Annotated in this window: 18 protein-coding genes; 12 read left to right on the plus strand and 6 right to left on the minus strand. The window is 56.1% G+C overall.

Features of this window, described 5'->3' with window-relative positions:
• Position 1: 1 nt before the first annotated feature.
• The 4 genes from CKW31_RS07315 to CKW31_RS07330 are packed head-to-tail and all read right to left on the minus strand — an operon-like array spanning position 2 to position 7802.
• Complete coding sequence (locus tag CKW31_RS07315; protein ID WP_095093706.1) at positions 2-4576, minus strand: alpha-2-macroglobulin; 4575 nt, start codon at positions 4574-4576, stop codon at positions 2-4.
• Positions 4573-5244 (minus strand): DUF1175 family protein, encoded by a 672-nt coding sequence (locus CKW31_RS07320; protein ID WP_176469818.1) that lies wholly within the window; start codon positions 5242-5244, stop codon positions 4573-4575. Before CKW31_RS07320 ends, CKW31_RS07315 begins: the two co-directional genes overlap by 4 nt.
• Positions 5208-6983, minus strand: a complete 1776-nt coding sequence (locus tag CKW31_RS07325) for a DUF2138 domain-containing protein (RefSeq protein ID WP_095093707.1) — start codon at positions 6981-6983, stop codon at positions 5208-5210. Before CKW31_RS07325 ends, CKW31_RS07320 begins: the two co-directional genes overlap by 37 nt.
• 36 nt (positions 6984-7019) lie before the next feature.
• Entirely contained in the window at positions 7020-7802 is a 783-nt protein-coding gene (locus CKW31_RS07330) for a YfaP family protein (protein ID WP_095093999.1), read from the minus strand.
• A 431-nt stretch (positions 7803-8233) separates the two neighbouring features.
• Here CKW31_RS07330 and CKW31_RS30290 point away from each other — a divergent pair, with 431 nt between their 5' ends.
• The 5 genes from CKW31_RS30290 to CKW31_RS07355 all read left to right on the plus strand — a co-directional run bounded on the left by CKW31_RS30290 (position 8234) and on the right by CKW31_RS07355 (position 13269).
• Positions 8234-8716 carry a DUF4189 domain-containing protein gene (locus tag CKW31_RS30290; protein ID WP_095093708.1) on the plus strand — a complete coding sequence of 161 codons (483 nt, stop codon included), beginning with the start codon at positions 8234-8236 and terminating at the stop codon, positions 8714-8716.
• A 55-nt stretch (positions 8717-8771) separates the two neighbouring features.
• On the plus strand, positions 8772-9263 hold the full coding sequence (locus tag CKW31_RS07340) for a DUF4189 domain-containing protein (RefSeq protein WP_095093709.1): 492 nt from the start codon (positions 8772-8774) through the stop codon (positions 9261-9263).
• A 420-nt stretch (positions 9264-9683) separates the two neighbouring features.
• On the plus strand, positions 9684-10370 hold the full coding sequence (locus CKW31_RS07345; RefSeq protein WP_256582514.1) for a hypothetical protein: 687 nt from the start codon (positions 9684-9686) through the stop codon (positions 10368-10370).
• Positions 10371-10808: 438 nt separating this feature from the next.
• Positions 10809-11432, plus strand: coding sequence for a response regulator transcription factor (locus tag CKW31_RS07350; protein WP_095093711.1), 624 nt, complete (start codon positions 10809-10811; stop codon positions 11430-11432).
• 220 nt (positions 11433-11652) lie between these two features.
• Positions 11653-13269: a hybrid sensor histidine kinase/response regulator gene (locus CKW31_RS07355; RefSeq protein ID WP_176469835.1), complete on the plus strand. Its 1617-nt coding sequence runs from the start codon at positions 11653-11655 to the stop codon at positions 13267-13269.
• A gap of 56 nt (positions 13270-13325) precedes the next feature.
• Here the strand turns inward: CKW31_RS07355 and CKW31_RS07360 are convergent, their stop codons facing one another.
• Positions 13326-14051: a hypothetical protein gene (locus tag CKW31_RS07360; protein WP_218192137.1), complete on the minus strand. Its 726-nt coding sequence runs from the start codon at positions 14049-14051 to the stop codon at positions 13326-13328.
• Positions 14052-14441: 390 nt separating this feature from the next.
• Here CKW31_RS07360 and CKW31_RS07365 point away from each other — a divergent pair, with 390 nt between their 5' ends.
• The 6 genes from CKW31_RS07365 to CKW31_RS07390 all read left to right on the plus strand — a co-directional run bounded on the left by CKW31_RS07365 (position 14442) and on the right by CKW31_RS07390 (position 19094).
• On the plus strand, positions 14442-14624 hold the full coding sequence (locus tag CKW31_RS07365; RefSeq protein WP_095093712.1) for a hypothetical protein: 183 nt from the start codon (positions 14442-14444) through the stop codon (positions 14622-14624).
• Entirely contained in the window at positions 14621-15481 is an 861-nt protein-coding gene (locus CKW31_RS07370; protein ID WP_095093713.1) for an ABC transporter permease, read from the plus strand. Before CKW31_RS07365 ends, CKW31_RS07370 begins: the two co-directional genes overlap by 4 nt.
• On the plus strand, positions 15478-16299 hold the full coding sequence (locus CKW31_RS07375; RefSeq protein WP_095093714.1) for an ABC transporter permease: 822 nt from the start codon (positions 15478-15480) through the stop codon (positions 16297-16299). The genes CKW31_RS07370 and CKW31_RS07375 overlap by 4 nt, the downstream gene beginning before the upstream one ends.
• A gap of 62 nt (positions 16300-16361) precedes the next feature.
• On the plus strand, positions 16362-17228 hold the full coding sequence (locus tag CKW31_RS07380) for a hypothetical protein (protein WP_095093715.1): 867 nt from the start codon (positions 16362-16364) through the stop codon (positions 17226-17228).
• A 292-nt stretch (positions 17229-17520) separates the two neighbouring features.
• Positions 17521-18651, plus strand: coding sequence for a metallophosphoesterase (locus CKW31_RS07385; protein WP_095093716.1), 1131 nt, complete (start codon positions 17521-17523; stop codon positions 18649-18651).
• Entirely contained in the window at positions 18648-19094 is a 447-nt protein-coding gene (locus CKW31_RS07390; protein WP_095093717.1) for a thiol-disulfide oxidoreductase DCC family protein, read from the plus strand. The genes CKW31_RS07385 and CKW31_RS07390 overlap by 4 nt, the downstream gene beginning before the upstream one ends.
• 54 nt (positions 19095-19148) lie before the next feature.
• Here the strand turns inward: CKW31_RS07390 and CKW31_RS07395 are convergent, their stop codons facing one another.
• The gene (locus CKW31_RS07395) at positions 19149-19547 is read right to left on the minus strand and encodes a RidA family protein (protein WP_095093718.1); all 399 of its coding nucleotides are present in this window, start codon (positions 19545-19547) and stop codon (positions 19149-19151) included.
• Positions 19548-20021: 474 nt separating this feature from the next.
• On the opposite strand from CKW31_RS07395, the gene CKW31_RS07400 reads away from it, so the two are divergent.
• Positions 20022-20648 (plus strand): pyridoxamine 5'-phosphate oxidase family protein, encoded by a 627-nt coding sequence (locus tag CKW31_RS07400; RefSeq protein WP_095093719.1) that lies wholly within the window; start codon positions 20022-20024, stop codon positions 20646-20648.
• The last annotated feature ends 60 nt before the right edge of the window (positions 20649-20708 follow it).

Raw genomic sequence — 20708 nt, forward strand, 5'->3', positions numbered from 1 at the left:
GTCAGTTGACCTTGATCTGGCCGAATGCAGGTTTTTGCTCAAGGGCCTGGTGCTGCGGTGCGTAGACCTGGGTGAAGCGCACTGGCGGCAGATTGAACTGGCCTTTTTGCGAGAAACGCACCAGATGCCGCATGCGCAACTCACCGCTCAATGCATCCACCGGAATCGCGTAGCCCAGCTGGCCCGGCTCGAAGCGCGCTTTCTCAAGCGCTGCGGCTTCGGTGCCCGCCTTGCCTTGGAGTTTGATACCCCAGGTCGTTTGCTCGATATCAGCGCCGGGCGGCAATGGCACTTCGATCATGCCGTAGCGCAGTGGCTTGGCAGCCTTGCTGGTGATGATGACTTCATCCAGATAGAGGCTGTCGCTGGACAGCGGTTTACCGTCGATGGCTTCGAGGCTGAAGGTGAACGCTTCAGTGCCCGGCACAAGACGAGAAAGTCGTCGAGTGACGGTCACAGGCATTGGCTCCACCGCAGGCTGTCGGGTCTGGTAGCTGAGCAACGCACGCAGAGGGCGTTCCTGGGCTCCGGCCAATGACAACGATGAAGGGACGGGATTGGCACCTTCCCATGTCCAGTACATTTCACCGCTGGCACCGTAGCGCTTCTTCCAGCCTTCGCCTGGCGCCAGCGCGATAGTCGGCGACGCCTGCTCGATGCTGCGCTGCAACCAGCTCAACGCCAGAGCACGCTCAAGGGTTGATTGCTGAGGCAGCAAACGCTGCAACAACGCACGCGCACGTTCTTGATCGAAAGCTTTGAGCGACAGGTTCAAGGCTTCGGCGAATGGCTCGGAGCTGACATCCAGACGCTGCTGAGCGCCCGGCAACTGGCGACTGAACGCCTCTGGCATGATCACCTTGTTCTGCCTGGCCAGCGAAGCCGTCATTACCCGCGCGGCTGCGAGGCCCAAAGCAGAATCCGGAGCATTCATGACGATGCTGACCTCATCCATGTCCATGACGTTGGCCTGAGCGCCCTCGCCGGCTTTCGCCAGGTCATCCATCAAGCCACTGAGCAGCGTATTGACCGGCAGTTGCATTTGTCTGGCAAACGAGAGGATAAGCGCGCGTTGCAACAGCGGCGTTTTACCGGCCTGCTTCGCATAGACATTCAGCACGCGTTGCCAGTGCTCGGGCGGCAGCGACAATTCCAGCGCCTTGCTCGCGTGCCAGTCGGCATAGTAAGCGTAAGCCGTGAGGAACGCGTCCGGTTCACCGCCGTAGCCCCACCAGTTAAAGCTTGCCGAAGGCCCCGCCAGATGCACCAGACGTAAACGGCTGTTTTGCATGATCAAGCGCAAGCGGTCTCTGATTTGCGGATCAGATGACAGTACTGGATACGCCATGCCCAGTGGCAGCAAACGGCTGGCTATCTGCTCGACACCGCCATAGGGGTAGCTCAGCAGATCATCCAGTGCCGAGCGGAACAACGCTTGTGAGCTGTCATCCAGACGCAGTCGAATGGCGGTGGCGTCGGCTGGCAAGGTCAGCGGTGTATCGCCACTGACCGCGTCCAGACTCTGGCTCTGCGTGACCTGCCAGCCCTCACCAGTGGCGGTCAGGCTTACGGCCAGCGCATCAGCAGTTTTACCGTCCTGCACCAACTCGGCCTTCCACTCGCCACTTGCGAGGGGGAATGCAGGCAACGCGATGTAGTTGATGCCTTTGTTCAAGGTCACCGGTATGCGTTGCTCGGCTCCCGCGTAGTGGGTCACGAGTTCTGACTTGACTGGCTGATCGGCCTGGCTGAACGCGAACACGCCGAGGTCCGGCTTGTCTCCGGCGCGGAATCGGGTAGGCCCGCTCCATTTCAGGTACAACGGTTTTTCCGAGCGCACGAATTGCTTTTTCTGACCGACCTGTCCTGTTTGATCGATGGCCCTGGCAGTGATGCGCCAGCGAGTCAGCGAGTCCGGCATTTTGAAGGTGAAGCGCACTTTGCCGTTTGCATCGGTCACCAGTTCAGGCTCCCACGCAGCCGTGTCAACGTCTTCACGGCGTGGCCGCTCCAGCACTTTAACGCTGCGATCACTGCGATTGGCCTTTCCGGGCGCGGTCGGGCTGCCGGGCAACGCGACGTCGTAGCTGATGAAAGACAAGCTGGCACTGGTGCGCACATTGTTACGGCGCGGGTGGTGGAAAAACTGGTCGATGGCGGGCGCAATTTCCGGCTGCAGCGCATAGATCATCTCGTCGACCACGCTGACCGTCAGATGCGCGGGAATCGGCTTGCCTGCGAACTGAGTCGTCAGGTCCACGGACACGGTGTCGCCCGGCCGATAAGCGTCTTTGTCGGTGGCGATGACTACGTCGATTTGTGGTGCGAGGACCTTGATCCCGGCGTTCTGGAAGCTGTACTGCCCGCCTTTGGTGTAGAGCACCGAGAAGGTCAGGTTCGGGGCGAAGTTATCCTTCACGGCAATTCGCACCCGGTACTGGGTATCGTTGAGCTTTTCCAGCTTCAACCAGTCGCCGCCCTTGGACAGCAACGCCGTAGCTTCAACCTTGTCGCGCTCCAGAGACAGCAATGCATCGCTGACGGGCTCAGGGAAGGTGATCAGCGCAGTAGCTTCGTCGCCGACGGTGTACTCGGGCTTGTCGAAAATCACTTCAACAGTACCCGCTACCGCCTTGACGCCGTCACCGCTCACCGAATGGCCGGTGGCCCCCAGCAAACGACCGCTTTCATCCATCAACGTCAGGTTGTAAGTGCCTGGTTGCTGAAAGGTCACGCTGAAACCTTCATTCCCCGCGACGAGTTTGTCACCGCCACTGGTCTGGTCCTCCAGTCGCACCCATTTATAGCTGGCGGGTGTGACGGACCGGGTTTGCTCGCTGCCACCTTCGTTCGAATAGCCGAAGACAACCTTTTCACCCACAGCACTGAACCGTTGCGGGGCGGTAATCCGGTAGCTGGCGGCGCCTCGGTCAATCAGGATTTCTTTCGTGGTCCGGACACGATACGCCGCACCGTCACTGGCAAACACAGTGAGCATGTAGCGACTGGGATTGAACGCAGGCGGCAAGTCGATTGCCGCATTGCCCTTCGCGTCAGTGGTGAGTTCGGCGCTCTTCAATTCCACCGGAAACTGCCCAAGGTATTGCAGTTCATTGTCCACGGTCGACAACTGCTGAGCACGCAAGCTCAGGGTCAACTTTGCATTCGCCACCGGCTTGCCATCGGGATAGAGCAAGGTCAGGTTGCCTTTCACCGGCTCGTTGATGCTGTAGTCCTGTTTAGCGAGGTTCAGGGATATCTCAAAGTGCGGCTTGATGTACTCCGCTACGCGAAACGCGCTGCTGTAGGCCTGATCCTTGTACCTGAAAAGCACTTCGTAACCACCGGCAACGGCATTGTCCGGAAGCTGAAAACGGCCTTGGGCGCCCGCCTTCGAATCAAGCTTCAGGGCCAGCGACTGCAGCGCAGTACCGGTGGCATCCAGGATGGTCACGTCAACATCGGCAGCGGCTGGCGCCACGGAATCGCGAGCATTCTTGAACTCCCGCCCGACAATCTTCAACGAGACCCAGTCTCCGGGGCGGTACAACGGCCGGTCAGTGAACGCGAAGAGTTTGGTGTCGTAAATCTCGCTGTCGTAATAGAAATTCTCTGCAACGAAAACCCCACCCTCCTGGTCTTCACCGATCACGAATGAGCGTTCGGGGCTGACGTGTTTCAGTCTGAGCAAACCCTGCGCATCAGTCGCGCCGCTGCTCATGACGCCCAGGCCGTCGGTCCAGAGCACGTTGACTTTCTCCGCCGGGCTGCCTTCGTTTTTGCGGGCAGCCCACACCAGAAGCTCATCACCGGCAACTTTGCTCACTGCAACGGTATTGGAGACGAACACCATGGTCGTGGCGCGGTACTTGCCGATCAGCGCCTCCACGAGATACAGCCCGGGCTTTAACTTGCCTAGCGGGATGTAGACGTTACCGGGCACGACTTTGATGAATTTGCTGGACGAGCCGTTCAGGTCAACACCAGCCGGTGGCTGGATCGGTTTTGCTTCCCAGATCGGGTAACGGAACTGACTCACCACCGGCAAGCCGGGGATCAGTGCGAACTGCGCTTGGGCCTCGTAAGGTGTAGGCGCAGCCATCGCGTTACCCATCTTCAGCTCAGGCACTTCCTCGGTGACCTGCTTGCGGGACTCATAGGAAAACGCACGCTGCATGACGCGTCGGGACTGGCGATACCAGCTGTCCCAGAGATACGCGAGGGTGTTGGAAAGCCCTTCCCCCCTGAACTGTCCGTCACTGACCACGCGGTGCAGATTTTTCTGACGTTTGAGGAAGTCCATGGGTTTGTCGATGCGATACACGCGGATGTCTGCGCCGCCGTAAGGCTGCATGCGGAATCGTCGATAGTCACGGCCCGGAGCTTCCAGGCGTACTTTGGCCTGCTCATCGCTGGAAAAACTGCTGTCCGCCAGTAGAAAAAAACTTTCTCCCGGTACTGCGCTATAGCCGCTTGGCTCGACGCTGTCGCCGGCGTTGACGCTGGTCATAGGCAGCAACAGTGCCAGCGACAATGTAATCAGAGAGCAAATACGCGGCATGCGGGCACCGATCATTGGGAGAGAAAGTTGAGTCGATAGACGCCGATGAAATTCGGGTTGGCAGCGTCGGGTATCCATCGGGTGTCCTTCCATGTCATGAGTTGCTGCAGGCTTGCCGAGCGCATGCCGTTGTCAGTGGGTGTCGTGGTGCCGGTGTGATAGGCGATGTAGCGGCCCATCCAGATCATCAGGTGCTGGTCGTCGCCCTGATCGAAAAACATCAGGTCACCGGGTCGGGCCTGAACCATGTCGCGCCCTACCAGATGACTGTTGAACTGAATCAATTTGATCGCATTCACGTAGGGGCCGGTTTGTCCGTCGCCTTGCTGCCATTGCTGGGCGAGTCCCCGCTGAGCGTCGCTCAGTTGCATCTCCGGCGGCAGGTAACGATTGGACAAGCCATTGCTGCGCAGCCATTTGTCGTCGTGAACCTTCAGTGCTTCGTTGCTGGCAAAGCGCACCAGGCCCGCGCAATCCTGCTGATACCAGCGTGGGCTGGGCCCTTGGGCCAGTTGCTCTTGAGCAATACGTACGAACCAGGCACGAAATACCTGAGACTGCTGCGCGTCGAGCGCTGGAATCTGACTGGCAAATGCTGGGCTGCCGAGCAAGATCGCCAGCAGAGCAAGGCCTCGACCCAGAGCAATCACAGCGGCTTCCACTCCAATGGCAACCACTGCCATTGACCATCAGGCTCAGTACCTTGCGGCAGCGTCAGCGCGTACTTGCCGTACCCACCGAGTTTCTGCAATTTCGGGATCAGATGCGTCTGCGCGGCGTTGTAAAAAACCGGTTCCATGTCCTTGGGCAGACTGCCCAGGGTTTCCTGTTGCAGGAGTTGCGCAATGGCGCCAGGGTTGAAATACATCGGGACCAGTTGATCGCCAGGCAGCACGTCAGCCAGCGGCGGGAAACGTTTGTCGAGGGTGCCGACGGCTTTGTCCAGGAGTTGGTCGTCCAGGGAGAACAGCAGTGTCGAACCGTGCCGCGCCAGACTGACCTTCATGAACGCATTGCCGCTGACCGCGTCAGGTTTTTCCGCCTCTCTGGCCAGATACGGACCAAAACGGGTGCTGACTTGTCGCTGCCACTGATGAGTATCGCCCTGCTGCTTCTCGACCACCGGGAACACATGACCTTCGGCATTGGCCTCGTAGGCGCCGACCATGGAACCGAACAGCTTGCCCAGATCACCATCCAGGCTGGCGCTGTTCTTGTCGTTCAGATGAGCAACCAGCAACGGCGTGTACAAACGCGAATCGGCATACCAGCAAAGACCCGCTGCATCAGAGATGTGCGCAGTGAGCGCCTGTGCAACCGGCTCTTCTGCTCCGAGCTTTACCAGCAATGGCTTTTGTTGCGAGGCCGCAAGGGGCAAGGCCACACAGGCGCTGGCACCGACGGGCATCGCCTGCCAGATCGGTTTGAAATCAAAGCCTGGCTGATGTTCGGTTTCGTTCATCGCCAGAAAGCTGTGCCAGCCCTTCTCGTCCATTTCGAAACGCAGACCGGCGAAGTTCGGAATGAAGCGCTGATACCCCATGGCAAGAACACTGGCGTTGACCGACAGCCGTTGCTTGACCTGCGGCGCGCGTGGCTGCAGCCCAAATGCTTCTGTGAACAATTTTTCGCCACTGAGTAATGCAGCGAGGGCTTCGGGCGAAATGCTGCCGGACTCCAGAGCAGACTGTTCGGCTGCCTGACCCTGAGGCTGACCCACGCTGGACGGCGCTTGTCCATACAGAGTCGAATCACGCCCCGCGATTTTGTTCGGATTTGACACCACCACCAGCTTGTCGCCATAGGAGGCGAACGCCAGCGACTTGCTGGCGTTGTAATTCAAAAGATAGAGCGGCACCTCATCGGAACCGATCTTCACCACACCGATTTCACTCAACTGCGGGTCATAGAGCACTTTGAGCAACTGTTCCAGCATCTTGGCCATGCCACCTCGATCCATGACCATAAGGAAGTCTTTGAGTCGCCCGTCCTTGCCGCGCCACAGTGCGATGTCCGCAGGCTGATCAAGGAGTTGCTCAATCAGGGTGTCCTGTAATGTCAGGTCATATTCGTAGATGATTCTGCGCAGGCTACCGATCAATCCGAGGCGGTCGGCATGGGTTTCGTAATAGAAAACGAAATCTTCGGTCAGTGTGTCTTTCAGGAACGGCACCGCCAGCAAATCCTTGGGCAACTGGCTCAAGGATGTTGTTTCCAGCAAACCATCCGGTCGGCTCAAGTGCAGTTTGTCACTGGCAATTTCGACCATCGTCCCCTTGGGTTTGAGCATCAGCCAACCCATTGCACCGGCAACACCGGCGACCACACACAGTCCGCCCAACAGCAACGGCCAGCGTCGGACAGGTTTTACGACGGGCGTGCCGGTTGGCTCGGAAGTCGCTGAAGTCGAGTTATCGCTCATGTTCACAAAACCCAATTCATCCGTGGGAGGGGATGATCAATAGTTGAATGTCTTGACCAAGAGCAGGTCACCGATGCCACGCAAAGGCACGATGAATGTCTCGCGTTTTTCATTGACAGTGTTTTCGTTGAGCACCAGGTTTATCTGCGAAGTGATCACTTCTTTTTCGTTACTGGCCTCATCGAAGTTGTAACCGCCGCCACTGCTGTAGTTGCCCCAATAATTCACGTAAATCAGGTAGGTGCCCTGCAACGGCGCAGTCATGGTGAACATCTCGGGGCCAGGTCCATCCACGCTGTCGGTATCCAGACCGCCGCCGTTGGTCAGCACTGGATGGGCGAAGAACGCGTGCTGGCCGTCGGGCGTAACGATGTGCAAGTCGAGCTCGGCATTTGGATCATCCCAGCCCAGCACGACACGAATGCGTGCTGGCGTGCGCTGGTTGTTGGCTTCGTAGAACTGCACGCGTTTGAGGGATTTTCCTTCGGCGCTGCGCACCTCGACACTGTTGGAGCCTGCACCAAAGGCATATGGCCGGGCAAAGCGCCCCTGCTCATCCGTATAAAGGTTCAAAGGGTTGCCGTTGACCGAGAGGACATTGGGGCCGCGTTGTTTGCCAAGGGCCTTGATCTGGCCCTCGATCATGGTGCGACTGCGCTGTCCGCCGCGGTCGATGGGAGGTGTGGGATACGCGACTCGCGGGGCTTCACTTCGATCCAGAAGGCCGTTGTAACGCCAGCCACCCACGGGCTCCGTGAGTGCAGAAGATGACTCGGCGCAAGCCGTCGTCACCGAGGCAAAGGTAAACATCAGCGCCATCACACAACGCACCGGCGCGCTTCCAAACAGCTTGTCACTGGTCCCGCGCATGAAAGCACCCTGTTTTTTATGCGAATTAAACGCTAAGTCCATACCGCGCAACGTCAGCTCCCTGAGCAATGGGGCACGGGAATGCCGAATAAAATTTTATTGGTGCTCACACAAGATTGGGCATAAAGCGAAGAAGCAACTGCCGGACATTATTCTTGGAGGCCAGCCCGGCTTTCAATAGCACACATGTACTATGTTTTATCGGGTTCACTGACTTCACGATAGGTTCATGGCTGCGACTCCATTGCCATACCTGTTGCAACAAAGCTGTTTAGCCGAATTTCACTGCCTGCGCCATTTTATCAAGCGCTCGATTGTACAGGTTGTAGATAGATACCACGTTCAGGACAGGCATCAACACCTCAAAAAGAGCTTCCAGCATGCAAAGCTTCAGGCACTACGTACTCCTCGCCCTGCTTGCGTCACCTGCTGTATTCGGACAAACAGCCTGCCCAGGCGGCGTAGCACCAGGGAGCCCGCAGTGCGGACCTGATTCGGGTACATCGAGAGGTGATTCTTCACCGCCTCAGCCAACGGGAAAATGGATCAAAACCTGGGGCGCTCTTTCCGCAAACACTTCGGGTGACATTGGACTGGCCTCAGGCAAGCTATCCAAATCCGATGCTGCCGCAGAGGCTGTCGCACGGTGCGAAGCGTTTGGTGCAGGCAAGTGTGTGGCAAAGCATTATTTCTATAATCAATGCATCTCGGTGGCCCGAGCCGAATCAGGGCAATCAGCGACCGTGACAGGCCCCAGGGAAAAGGCCGCAGATCTCGCAGTCGAGGAATGTGAAAAAAATACAAATGCGACTTGCACGGTTTTGTTAACAGAATGCTCAGCCCCCGTTTTCGAGAAATTCTAAGTAGCAGCAGCCTGGGCTGACAACGTCCAAAAGCTAGCCATTCGAGGTTTATTAAATGCTCCGTTCTTTCTCGTGTGTATTCCTGCTTGGCTCGATTATCTCTGCCACCGCCATGGGCCAAACGCGATGCCCAATCGGAGTCCAGGCGGGAAACATCCAATGCATACCGGATGATCCTCAGGCAGAAGTGAACGCCGCTCCCAGGCCAACAGGTGAATGGATCAAAACCTGGGGGGCGATCGCCAGTTCGGAAAACGGTGATATCGGCAGCAGTACCGGGAAATTTTCAAAAAAAGACGCCGAAGCTGAAGCAATAAAAATCTGTGCGGACTTTGGGAATTCGGACTGCAAGGTCAACATGACTTATAAAAATCAATGTGTGGCCGTGGTTCAGGCGGCCAAAGGTCGTACGGGCGGCAAGATCATCACTGCTGAAACCGCGGACATTGCGAAACGAACTGCACTGCGAGAATGCCAAGATGCCTCCGGGGCGCAATGTTTCGTCAGGGGCACCGATTGCACCGAACCGTTCTTCAACAAGTTCTGAGGCGTCATTCATTGCGAGCAGTTGAGACCTGTGTCAGCTACCGAAATACCAACTCTTCGACATCCGTGTGCATCCCGAACCCACCGCCTTCGCTTCGCTGATGATATTTCGAGTGTCGACCTGGAGATTGACCGTGCAGTAGTGATTCACGCGTTTATAGTCGTAGGTGTGCACAATGACGGGCCGACCTGAGTCAACATCCTGGTACGAACCTGTTTGCTCCGGCACATCTTCGTAATTGACTTTCAGAATAGCGACTCGGTCGCCAATTTCCTGAGGATGCGCTCGGGCACCACCGAGTGGACGAATACTTCGCGTCCCTCTTCTACATTCAAGGTGGGGTACGACACCAAAAATCGCGGCGACGAGAACGACCCTAAACACGCTTACTTCCAGGTGGTTTTCGGGCGGACGATGTACATGATTTATCTGGTCGATCCTAGCAATTACTCGATTAGCGGCGTGAGCTACAACTTGCCGCGAACGCGTGGTTTCGAAACCCCCGGTGGGCGCAATATCAGTCCATCCCCTCTAGGCCATGCGATGCTCAAATCCTTTACCATCGACGAGTTCGAGCGCGGTCAGAAATGGGAGGACGCAAGCTACCGCAATCAGACAGTTCAGGAGGATTACTGCACCTCAAGGCGCGTTGTTAACAATGAATGCACCATTTGGGGGAAATCATCCTACGACGTCAAACAACAAACCTCCGAAGCTGGCTGGGTGCCCAGCATTCAGCAGAACACCCTTGAAGCCCGGTCGGTCAAGGTCGAGCTGAACAAGGAATTTGCCGCATTTGATATCGCCGCCGGTGAGGTCATTCTGATCGATGGCTTCTTCGCAGAACCACCCGCCGCAACTTTCAAAGATAAAAGCTGCAAGCAGACGAATCAGGAGCAGATGCGTTGCGAGCTTAAACAAGTCTCTCTGGTGCAAATGCTTGGTGAACTCGAAGAAGTCAGAAAAGCCGACAACCCTGCGGACTGGGGCATGCCAAAACTGGCGGAAACCCTGAAAGGGCTTACTTATCGTCCAATCCAGATCAAGGCTCGTGAAGTCCAGGGCGATTCGGCATGGGGCCCGACGTACGCAGTGAAGGCCGAGTAAGGATGCAACGCCGAACGCCGTCACATGGATTGTGACGGCGTTCTTCCAAACAGCGCAGCGTTTCTAGCGCAGCTGACTATCAATGATCGGTGTCAGATGATGAAATCGGCTCGCCATGCTGCGTTATCTATTCAGCGTGCACTGATCCGGTTTTCAGAAAATATTAGTTTGTAGAGAGCCAGCTGTTCTATGCTCACCGACTCATGCTTCTAGATTTTGAATTTCCGCCCTCGCTGAATCTCCCCCCGTCTACTGCCTCCTGGAACAACTGCTACCCTTCCCGTTTCCTGCGCAGACTAAACGCACACAAATTTTTGTCTGAAAAGTTCCCTCCTCATTGCAACTTTGCGACGAAACCACACTCTGACTGCGTATCACTTTTGATACAGATCGTGTCCTCGTATGTATGATGCTCCCTTGAATTACGGAGACAGACGAATGTCGTGCAGAATTATCGTGGCTGACGACCACCCGCTGTTTCGTGAAGGTATGTTTCGGACCATCGAGCGACTGCTGCCCGGGTCGATCATTGAGCAAGCCAGCAATCTCGATGAAGTGCTGGCATTGGCCCGGTCCGGCACTGAAGTTGATACGTTGTTTCTGGATCTACATTTTCCCGGTTTGAGTTCGATGCAGGTCATCGCCGAACTGCGCGCGGAGTTCAAACGCACGTCCATCATAGTGGTGTCCATGGTCGATGATCTGGAGACCATCTCCCTCGTCATGTCGCATGGCGCGGACGGTTTTATCGGCAAGAACATCGATCCTCAGGAAATTGCCGAATCCATCCTCGCCATTCGCGAAGGTGAGATTATCGTCAAATACAAACCCGGCGGTTCGATCCTCAACGATGCCGATGTGAAGATTCTCAGCCACCTGACAGCTCGCCAGAAACAGGTACTGAGTCTGGTGGCCTCTGGAAAAACCAACAAGGAAATCGCCAAGGAACTGGGTGTGTCACCCTTTACCGTGCGCATCCATGTATCCAGTCTGCTCAAGGTACTGGGCGTACCGACACGCTCAGCCGCTGCGGCGCAGTTTTCCAGCCTGGTCATCAAGTAACGCAGGCTGACGCCACGTCGGCCTTACGTTTCAGACGACCAGTGTCCGCCCTGTTTATGCATGGCAACCAAAACATATGGACCGCCCTTTTGGGGAGGACAAAAGAGTCCGGTGTTATAACCGCATTATTTGATCCAGCCTGGCAATCTTTCGGCTAATTCCAGGATAAGGCGCTGCGATGTCAATGATATCGATACTCACCAAATGCAAAGACCTGGAGATGATCCAGGCTTTATTGCGCATGGCGGTGATTGCTACCTCCGCGCTGTACACACTCATCGCCTATAGCATGGACGACGTCACGGCCACGCGGATGTGGGTGATTCTGGGTTATTGTTTTGCCTTCGGTCTCGTCAATACAGGATTGATCATACGTATCGCGCAAAAGCCCGGCGCTTCCACTCAGCGCAGGATGTTTGCCCTGGTGGTCGACAACATGGCCGGCATCGTCACGATTACCGTTGGAGGCGAAGCCATGCTGCCCGTCTATTCGGTGATGTTGAGCATGACGGTGGGCTACGGCATGCGCTACGGGCGCACGTACCTGTTGCTGGCCACCGGATTTGCCCTGGCCTCCCTTGCACTGATCATCCAGCTCACCCCTTTCCTGCAGGAACACCCTGCCGTTGCGGTGATGATGATTCTGACGATGCTGGTGCTGCCGTTATTCGTTTATTTCCTGCTCTCGCGTCTGCACATTGCACTTGAGGAAACACAGGCGGCGAATGAAGCCAAGTCACGCTTTCTGGCACAGGCCAGTCACGATCTGCGGCAGCCGATTCACTCCATCAGTTTGTTCACCGCCTGCCTGCGTGACGGGCAACTTGGCAATGATGAGCGGCGGCTGGTCGACAACATTGACAGGGCCTTGAGCGCCGTTGAGCAACTTTTCCGCTCGTTGCTGGATATCTACACCCTCAATCAGGGTGATATGAAGCCGCATCTGGAAACCATCGATGTCGACGCGTTACTGAGCAATCTGGTGAGTCAGAACAGTGAAGCGGCCAACTGGGCAGGCGTTGAAGTCCGACTGCGACCATGCCGTCAACATGTTCGCTGTGACGCCGCGTTATTACGCACGCTGGTGCAGAATCTGCTTTCAAACGCGTTCAAATATGCGCCAGACAAACCTGTGCTGATTGGCTGCCGACAGCATAAAGGCAAGCTGAGCATTGGTGTTTATGACTTGGGCCGTGGGATATCGGCGGAACACCTGCCGCACTTGTGCAATGAGTTTTATCGGGTTCGCGAGAAACGCGATCAAGACATCGAGGGGGTCGGCCTGGGGTTGAGTATTGTCAGCCGTATCGCCCGACTCTTGAAACTTCAGCTCAGCATCAAGTCTCGCCCGGATCGCGGCACATCCGTGATCATTAATGGCTTACCTATCGTACCCGCCAACGTGGTTGCCCCAGCGCCTGATATCGACTGGAACAAACGCCTGCTCGGTGGCTTGCGTGTGTTGCTGATTGAAGACAACCACAACGTTCTGCAAGCGACCGCGATGTTGCTGCGTAAATGGGGCTGCGATGTTCAGACCGCTTCAGCGATCCCCCAGAACCGCGTGGATTGTGACCTTGTCGTCACCGACTTCGATCTTGATCGCACCGCGACCGGTGCCGACAGCATCGCTTATCTGCGCGAACTGCACGGCCGACGGATACCAGCGATCGTAATTACCGGTCATGAGCTACAGCATGTCCAGCAATCACTCAACGATCCGGATATCCCGATACTGTCCAAGCCCGTGCGACCTGCTGAACTTCGCTCATTACTGCTGAGTTTCAAAATGAACCAGATGCAGGACGTGGGTTACGCGACGCCTGCATTGGGTTGATGTATCGCAGTGTCACACCGCGAATAGCTGCTGGGTGAAGCATTGGCGGGCATGGCTCATGGAGCCCACGGGTAACTCCGTTCAGCTTCCTCGTAATGCACTAGGCGCGTATCGAAGACTTTGCCACCTCGTTTGCGGACGAGTTCCAGCGGGTACATTCCTGCTGTCGCGCCACTGTCAGTCTTGATCTTCAGTTCACTGGTTTCATCCGGCGAGCGCTCACTTACCTGAGGCATCGCCGAAACATCGCGAATTTCCTCGCCCATTGGAACCTCAAGTGAATAACGCGTCACTTGCACACCCTGCCATAAACCGCCAGTGGTGGACAGCCAGCCATATCGATCAGGCCCGACCTGAACGACTCGGGCATCAAGGCATCCGCAATCGCCCGCCTGCCCTTTGTCAATTGCCGATCTGGAGGCCCGTAGTTTCAGGTTCTGGTTAGCGTCCATATCCGCCACAAAAAGCCCTTCAAGCCCGGGATCAACCTGAGAATATATTTCAGCTTCAGGATCACTGTGGGCTTGCACATAAACAGTACTGCCGCTTTTGGTAGTCACGACGCTGGAAACAGTGCCGACCATGCAGTAATCCAACGAGTCCTGGCCTGACTGAAAGGAGTGTTTCCAGCATTTTCGCGATGCGTCGTAATGACCAGCGCCATACGCCGAATTCATCACGCCTTTCAATATGACTTCAAGTTCGGCGGCACTCGGTTGAGCAGAGTTGTTGCCTGGCTTGTTCTGAACCGCCGTGTCTGCGGTCATACTGGGCACTGTCATGCACGCTGCTGATGCGATCAAAAAACCGGCCGCCGAGACTTTCAATATGCCGTTCAAGAAAGAACGCTCCTCTTTCAGTAGTTCTACTGTGAACTTGGCGCGCGTTGTAAATCAAGATTTCCAATAGGTCGCAAACTTGTAACAGGCAATTACTGCAACCGATTGATGGGGTGAACCTAACACTTCCCGAGTAACGCAAACATAGTACAGGTGTACTATTTCAAATAGTGGCCGTTGATTTACTTTATGCATTCAGAAGACTTCCAGGTGAAAGGTGCATGGCACCGCACCCTTCAACTGCGGGTCACCGCAGAGCTGTGATTGCCATAAGCACCGTTTGCTAGAGCCTGGGCCGAGCAGACTTCCGTATTCTCAAGACATGGACATCCAATGCTTATTAATACCACCCGTGCCAACCCCGTCGGCGGATGGATGGCTGTCGCGAAAGATCAGGCCACCGGAGCGGCTCTACCGTTAAAGCCGTCTCATCAGCACAGCATCATTCATTACATCAGTGGGGTGTATGCCACTGGCAATCCTCAACCTGATCTCGCCGGGGAGTGCGCAGCATGATTCGCTTGTTGAGCCTTCGCCTGTTGCAGGCCTTAATGGTTGTACTACTGGTCGCGGCACTGACTTTTATGTCAATAATTGTTCAGAGCGATGCAAGTCTGCCGCCTGATCAGTCAGTCATGTTGCTTTATTTCGGCCGGATAGGTGAACTGCTGACCTTTGAACTTGGCAACTCGTTGGTCTCGGGTCAACCCGTCCTAGATACGGTTATCCAAGGCTTGGGGCGTTCAATTCCCCTGGCCGTCGGCGCACTGATACTTTCCCTGTTGATCGGGACACCGCTAGGGATCATTGCGGGCTTGCGTGCGGGTGGATGGGTGGATCGCGCACTCGTGGCCATGACCACAGCGATACGCGCAATCCCGCAATTTGTCCTCGGCATCCTTTTTATATTGATCTTTGCAGTGGCCCTGGCTGTACTTCCGCCTCACGGGCACGCCACATTCGCTCACTCAATCCTTACAACTGTCACCCTCGCTCTAGGCTTGGCAGCAGTGTCTTCAAGTGTCGTGCGAGATGCCACATTAGCAATTACTTCGGCGCCCCATTACGCGTCCGGACGACACGAAGGACTCAGCACATTCACAGTATTCAGGCAGCACGGATTGCGCGACATAAGGGGCCCGATAGTCACCGCTCTCGGCGCTCAACTCGTGTATCTGATGGAAGGCATCATCGTCGTTGAGACAGTTTTTGCCTGGCCTGGAATCGGCATGGAACTGGTGCGCGCTATCGCCGAACGCGACTCACGAATGATGCAGGGTAGCGCTTTGGCTATCGGCCTGATGTTCGTGCTCCTCAAGACCATTGTTGACCTGGTAAACCACTCCATCGATTCTCGTCGGAGAAACTCATGAGCCACGAAGCCGCTATCCAGAGCAACTCTCCAAGGACGCATGCCCTGCCTCGCATCATTGGATTCTCCATTCTCGCAGCGCTGATACTGTTTGCCGTGTTGGTACCCTTGATCTGGGGGGTAAGCAGTGTGGACATGGATCGCACAGCGCTGCTGTCAGGTCCCGTGCATGGACATCCCCTGGGCACAGACGAACTGGGCCGTGACATGCTAGCGCGGCTAGCCGCCGCTGTAGGCTTATCGCTAGGGTTCGCTGTTTTTAGTGTCATCACAGCCGCAGTACCCGGAATATTGCTGGGCGTTCTCGCTGGCTGGACAGGCGGCGTCATAGATAAATGCCTCAGCCTGCTGGCCGAAGTGTTTCTGGCCCTGCCCCGATTGCTGTTGGTGCTACTGATCGTCGTTATATTTCCGGGAAATCTTCTGGCGGTATATGGCGCTATCGCACTGGTGCTATGGACTGAATGCTTCCGTATGACACGCGCACTTTCGCGCACGGTGCTGGCTTCGCCGGACGTGGCAGACAGCCGCCAGCAGGGGCACGGTGCACTCTACGTAATACGCCGACATGTATGGCCTGAGTTGTCATCAAGACTCATGACCTTCTCCGCATCTGGTGCTGCCTCAGCCATTCTGGCTTTAGCAACACTGTCCTATTTAGGCGCCGGGGTCAGTCCTCCAACCGCTGAGCCTGGACTCATGATTACGCAGCTTATGGCTTATTCCGAGGCTGCACCTTTCAGCTTTGCATTACCAATATTCGTAATCTTTCTGACTGTGCTTTCACTCTTGATGATTGGCAGCGGACGCAAGCCATGAAACTTGTTTTGAACAAAACATGCTGTTGAAACCAGTACGCGTTCTCAAGCCAAGGACATCCAATGTTCATCAAAACCATTCCACTGATTCTCGCTCTGGCAGCACTGGCGGCAGGGACATCGGCATTGGCACATAACGACGGCGCCGCACCCGCGGAGCCTGCGCCCATCGCGAGGGATCCTGCCACAGGAGCGGCTCTACAGTTAAAGCCACCGCGCCCCGACAGCATCATGTATTACATCAGCAGGGTCGATGGCAACGGTGATTTGTCATACCCGACGGTCAACGGCAGCTGGATCAATTACTGGTACGGTTTTCAGTTCGAACTGAACGGAACGCTTTATTACACAGGGTTTGTCTGGGAGACACCGGACAAATACGGTGCCGAACTCGAGAATGACTTTCCTGCGCCGGATACCAAAGTAACCATGGCGCATGCCACGTTTGTCACCAGCCAACCCGGCAGCAAGTCGCCGTGGTTGCTGCAAGGCGTGGAGCCCTGGATAGGCGAATTCGGCGGCAGCGAACGAGGCAACGAAGTCGACACAGAACGTGAACCTCAGACATGGAATACCCCATCGGGTGACATGCTGCTGGCACTGCCGACCTGGTATCTGGTGTCCGGGGAGCGTATGCGAACGATCGAAATCCTGCTGTTCAATCCCCATGACCTGTCGAACACCGACGACAAGCGGTGGCGTTACCTGGCAACCCTCGAAGCCGGTTTCAATAACGAGGCCAATTGCGGCCCTGACTCGGCCGGAGCCATCCCCTGTGCCGACACGACCGGTAAGCTCGCGTTTATTGTGCAGAAAGACAGTGACCTCCCGTTACTGCGAGTGACGGTGCCTGCCGCCGGTAATCAGCCCGAATCAGTGACTGATTACCGATACGAGGCTGCGCGCAAGGCGTATGAACCGATCCAGTGACCATGACAACGCGCTTTCTGACACCTGACCTGTAGGAGCGCACGAGCACCGCGAGGCCGCGATACCGATGTATCAGACGGAACGCCATCGCGGCCTCGCGGTGCTCGTGCGCTCCTAAAGGATTCATTTCAATCCAGTGGCATGCCTGTAACAGGCCTATACCGCCCTACGATTTTCGGCTGGAACTGATAAGGTGCGTTGCCTGTAGACATGGATTGGGATGACGCTGCCGGATCACCGCGCAAGGGCGCACTACATCCAGCAACGAACACAGCCAAAGGAAACGCGTTTAATGTTTCACGTCATGTTCAGCCTGCCATGCCTGTATGTCATCGTCCGTTTCATCCTGCCGATGCCATGGAAGTTGCAGGCGAAAATCGCTGTCGCGCTGCTGCTGGTGCTCGCCTCGCAATATCACCTGTATTCCCGGTTTTCGTCCGGCAGCGTGTTCTCCCCGGAATTCCCGCGAACTGTCGTGATGCTGTTCAACTGGGCCTTTGGCTCGATTCTGCTCATCGCGGTAGGCCAGATCATTGTTGACCTGATAGCGCTGCTGACGATGCTCGTTCGGCGGCAAAGACTGACTATTCCAGCCAACCTGCGTTATGGATTCGGTATTGCGGCGTTCTTGCTGGCCGCACTCGGTGTGAACCAGGCGATACGGGTTCCGCCCGTCAAGGATATCGAGATAGCGATCAACAACCTTCCCCCACAATTCGATGGCTACAAGATCCTGCAACTGACGGACTTGCATATCAGTCGTCTGTTTGACGAGCCGTGGACACGAGCGGTGGTGAAAGACTCGAACGGTCTGGGTGTCGATCTGATCGTCGTCACAGGCGACCTGATCGACGGTTCGATCCGTGACAGGACCCGAGATATTGACGCACTGCGTGATCTTCGTGCTCCCGACGGTGTTTACGTCATTCCCGGCAACCATGAATACTTCTTCGACAATCAAGCCTGGATGCAGCATTTCGTTTCATTGGGGATGATCCCGCTTGCGAACAGCCATACGCTGATCAAACGCAACGGCGCGCAGATTGTATTGGCGGGCGTTACGGACGTAACAGCACCTAAAACCGGCTTCCCCGCGCCAGACCTGAAGCAGGCGCTGCAAGGCTCGCCAAAAGACACACCCATCATCCTGCTCGACCACCAGCCCAGAAACGCAGAATTCTCCGCAAGCCAGGGCGTGGCTGTTCAGCTGTCCGGTCATACCCACGGCGGCATGATCCTGGGGCTTGAACGGGTGATCGCCTTGGCGAATGAGGGTTTTGTCTCCGGCTTTTATGACGTCGGCGGGATGCAGCTTTACGTCAACAACGGCACCGCCCTGTGGCCCGGATTTGCGTTGCGACTGGGTATACCGTCGGAGCTGACCCGCATCACGCTTCGAACTGCGCAGCAGTCGACCCAATGAGTGTGAAAGCGAGCGTCCCTGCCCCTTTCCTGAATCCAGACGACACGGTGGTGCTGTTCGACGGAACCTGCAAACTGTGCAACGGTTGGGCACGATTCGTGATCCGTCATGATCAGGCTCACCGACTTCAGCTGGCTGCGGTGCAGTCACTGGAAGGCCAGGCATTGCTGGGCTGGGCCGGATTGCCTCAGGACAAATTCAATACCATTGTGCTCATCTCGAACAACAAGGTGTCCATACGCTCCCAGGCGATGTTTGAGATCCTCGAGCGCTTGAACGCACCGTGGCGCTGGATGACAGTTGCACGCGTCATCCCGCAAATCCTGCGGGACTGGATGTACGACAAAATCGCCCTGAATCGCTATCGTTTGTTCGGCAGGTATGACTCCAGCCGAGTTCCGACAGCAGACCATGACCGCCGTTTTTTGAAAGCGAATCAGTAATTTTGGTCTGCGTACAGGCGAGAAAGTCAGCGCAGGACTTCCCTTCAATCGCCTTCAAGCGCCTTCGGGCAGCTTGGCAATTACCTTGATTTCAAACTGAAATCCAGACAACCAGGTGACACCCACCGCAGTCGCAGTCGGATATGGCGCCTCGCCCCAGTATTCCGCCACCACAGCCCAGGCACGCTCGAAATGGGTTTGCGGGTCGACCATGAACACTGTCACATCGATCACGTCATTGAAGCTACAGCCCGCCGCAGCAAGAATCGCGTTGAGGTTCTGAAACGCAAGGCGCACTTGGGCATCCAGTTCTGGCTCCGGTGAACCATCGGCCCTGCTGCCGACCTGACCAGAGACGAACAGCAGGCCGTTGCTGCGGATCGCAGGGGAATAGCGGTGCAGCTCGTAAAGTGCATGGCGGTCAGGCGGGGTTACTACGTCGCGGACAGTCATTGGGTCATTCCTTCAGTTGGCTTTGCAGGTGCCAACTGTAGGTTTGGGCGGGTGACGGATAAACGGGCAGTTCGCTAAATGACTGTTTGCATTGGCCAAACAATGAACTGCCAGAATGGCCGATAAACGCAGGGCGTCACCTTGCGAACGCCACGCACCTTGTGCAGCGTTTTGATCACAACCTTGCCGAACGGCCCGCGAGCCAAATGCTCTTAGGCTTCCCGCGCCTGCTCGAATGGGTACACGTGGTCGATGACAGGACGGATATGATGGGTGTCGAGGAACGCATAGGCGTTAACTTCCTGTCCGGGCAAAGCAACCGCCCTCTGGCCTGGCACTTTCAAGAGGCATGCGGCTGAAACCCAAGACTGTCAGCAGCGCATTTCCTTCATCAAAATAGCTCAAACTCAACACGGGTAACCCGGCATCAGTACAGACATAACAACCAGAACAAGACGGTAGAAAGAAATGACTATGGAACTGGACAGCAACGAGTACGTGACCACGACAGAAGCGCTGGAAAAGCTGTACGGCGCAATTGCCCGCCCCTCGATGATCAAGGAGGTGGATCATATTCACCCCGCCTACCGACCTTTCATCGAGTCGGCACCCTTTGCGATTCTTGCTTCGTCAGGCCCCGATGGACTTGACGCATCGCCACGTGGCGATCAGGCAGGGTTTGTTCATATCGAAGACAGCAAAACGCTTTATTTGCCCGATCGGCGCGGTAACAACCGAATCGATACCCTACGCAATATCGTCACTGATCCCAGGGTTGCACTCCTTTTTCTCATACCCGGGGTCGGGGAGACATTGCGGGTCAACGGCACGGCACAGATATCAGTGATCCCGGAGTTGCTGGCGCGTTTCGCCGTGAACGGCCAACTGCCCAAATCGGTGCTGCGGATCACCGTTACCAGTGTTTACTTCCAGTGCAGCCGTGCTGTTATCAGAGCGGGACTTTGGGATGCAACGCGTCACGTGGAGAGAAGTAGGCTGCCGACTGCCGGGAAAATATTGAAGGAAATCTCGGCTGCCGAAATCGATGGCGATGCGTATGACAAGGCATTGCCGGGGCGTATTGCTGATACGTTGTATTGATCGACTGGGAAGAAACCGATGGTCGCAGGCGGCTCACTGGCTGAGCCGCTGCGTTACCCA

It is taken from the genome of Pseudomonas sp. Irchel 3A5, assembly GCF_900187575.1.
Classification (GTDB): domain Bacteria; phylum Pseudomonadota; class Gammaproteobacteria; order Pseudomonadales; family Pseudomonadaceae; genus Aquipseudomonas; species Aquipseudomonas folii.

Coding starts and splice junctions, on each gene's coding strand:
- CKW31_RS07320 (WP_176469818.1), bottom strand. CDS start 5,244: ATGGCAGTGGTTGCCATTGGAGTGGAAGCCGCTGTGATTGCTCTGGGT.
- CKW31_RS07375 (WP_095093714.1), top strand. CDS start 15,478: ATGAGCCACGAAGCCGCTATCCAGAGCAACTCTCCAAGGACGCATGCC.
- CKW31_RS07330 (WP_095093999.1), bottom strand. CDS start 7,802: ATGGCGCTGATGTTTACCTTTGCCTCGGTGACGACGGCTTGCGCCGAG.
- CKW31_RS07340 (WP_095093709.1), top strand. CDS start 8,772: ATGCTCCGTTCTTTCTCGTGTGTATTCCTGCTTGGCTCGATTATCTCT.
- CKW31_RS07350 (WP_095093711.1), top strand. CDS start 10,809: ATGTCGTGCAGAATTATCGTGGCTGACGACCACCCGCTGTTTCGTGAA.
- CKW31_RS07355 (WP_176469835.1), top strand. CDS start 11,653: ATGATCCAGGCTTTATTGCGCATGGCGGTGATTGCTACCTCCGCGCTG.
- CKW31_RS07360 (WP_218192137.1), bottom strand. CDS start 14,051: ATGACAGTGCCCAGTATGACCGCAGACACGGCGGTTCAGAACAAGCCA.
- CKW31_RS07365 (WP_095093712.1), top strand. CDS start 14,442: ATGCTTATTAATACCACCCGTGCCAACCCCGTCGGCGGATGGATGGCT.
- CKW31_RS07315 (WP_095093706.1), bottom strand. CDS start 4,576: ATGATCGGTGCCCGCATGCCGCGTATTTGCTCTCTGATTACATTGTCG.
- CKW31_RS30290 (WP_095093708.1), top strand. CDS start 8,234: ATGCAAAGCTTCAGGCACTACGTACTCCTCGCCCTGCTTGCGTCACCT.
- CKW31_RS07385 (WP_095093716.1), top strand. CDS start 17,521: ATGTTTCACGTCATGTTCAGCCTGCCATGCCTGTATGTCATCGTCCGT.
- CKW31_RS07370 (WP_095093713.1), top strand. CDS start 14,621: ATGATTCGCTTGTTGAGCCTTCGCCTGTTGCAGGCCTTAATGGTTGTA.
- CKW31_RS07325 (WP_095093707.1), bottom strand. CDS start 6,983: ATGAGCGATAACTCGACTTCAGCGACTTCCGAGCCAACCGGCACGCCC.
- CKW31_RS07390 (WP_095093717.1), top strand. CDS start 18,648: ATGAGTGTGAAAGCGAGCGTCCCTGCCCCTTTCCTGAATCCAGACGAC.
- CKW31_RS07345 (WP_256582514.1), top strand. CDS start 9,684: ATGATTTATCTGGTCGATCCTAGCAATTACTCGATTAGCGGCGTGAGC.
- CKW31_RS07380 (WP_095093715.1), top strand. CDS start 16,362: ATGTTCATCAAAACCATTCCACTGATTCTCGCTCTGGCAGCACTGGCG.
- CKW31_RS07395 (WP_095093718.1), bottom strand. CDS start 19,547: ATGACTGTCCGCGACGTAGTAACCCCGCCTGACCGCCATGCACTTTAC.
- CKW31_RS07400 (WP_095093719.1), top strand. CDS start 20,022: ATGGAACTGGACAGCAACGAGTACGTGACCACGACAGAAGCGCTGGAA.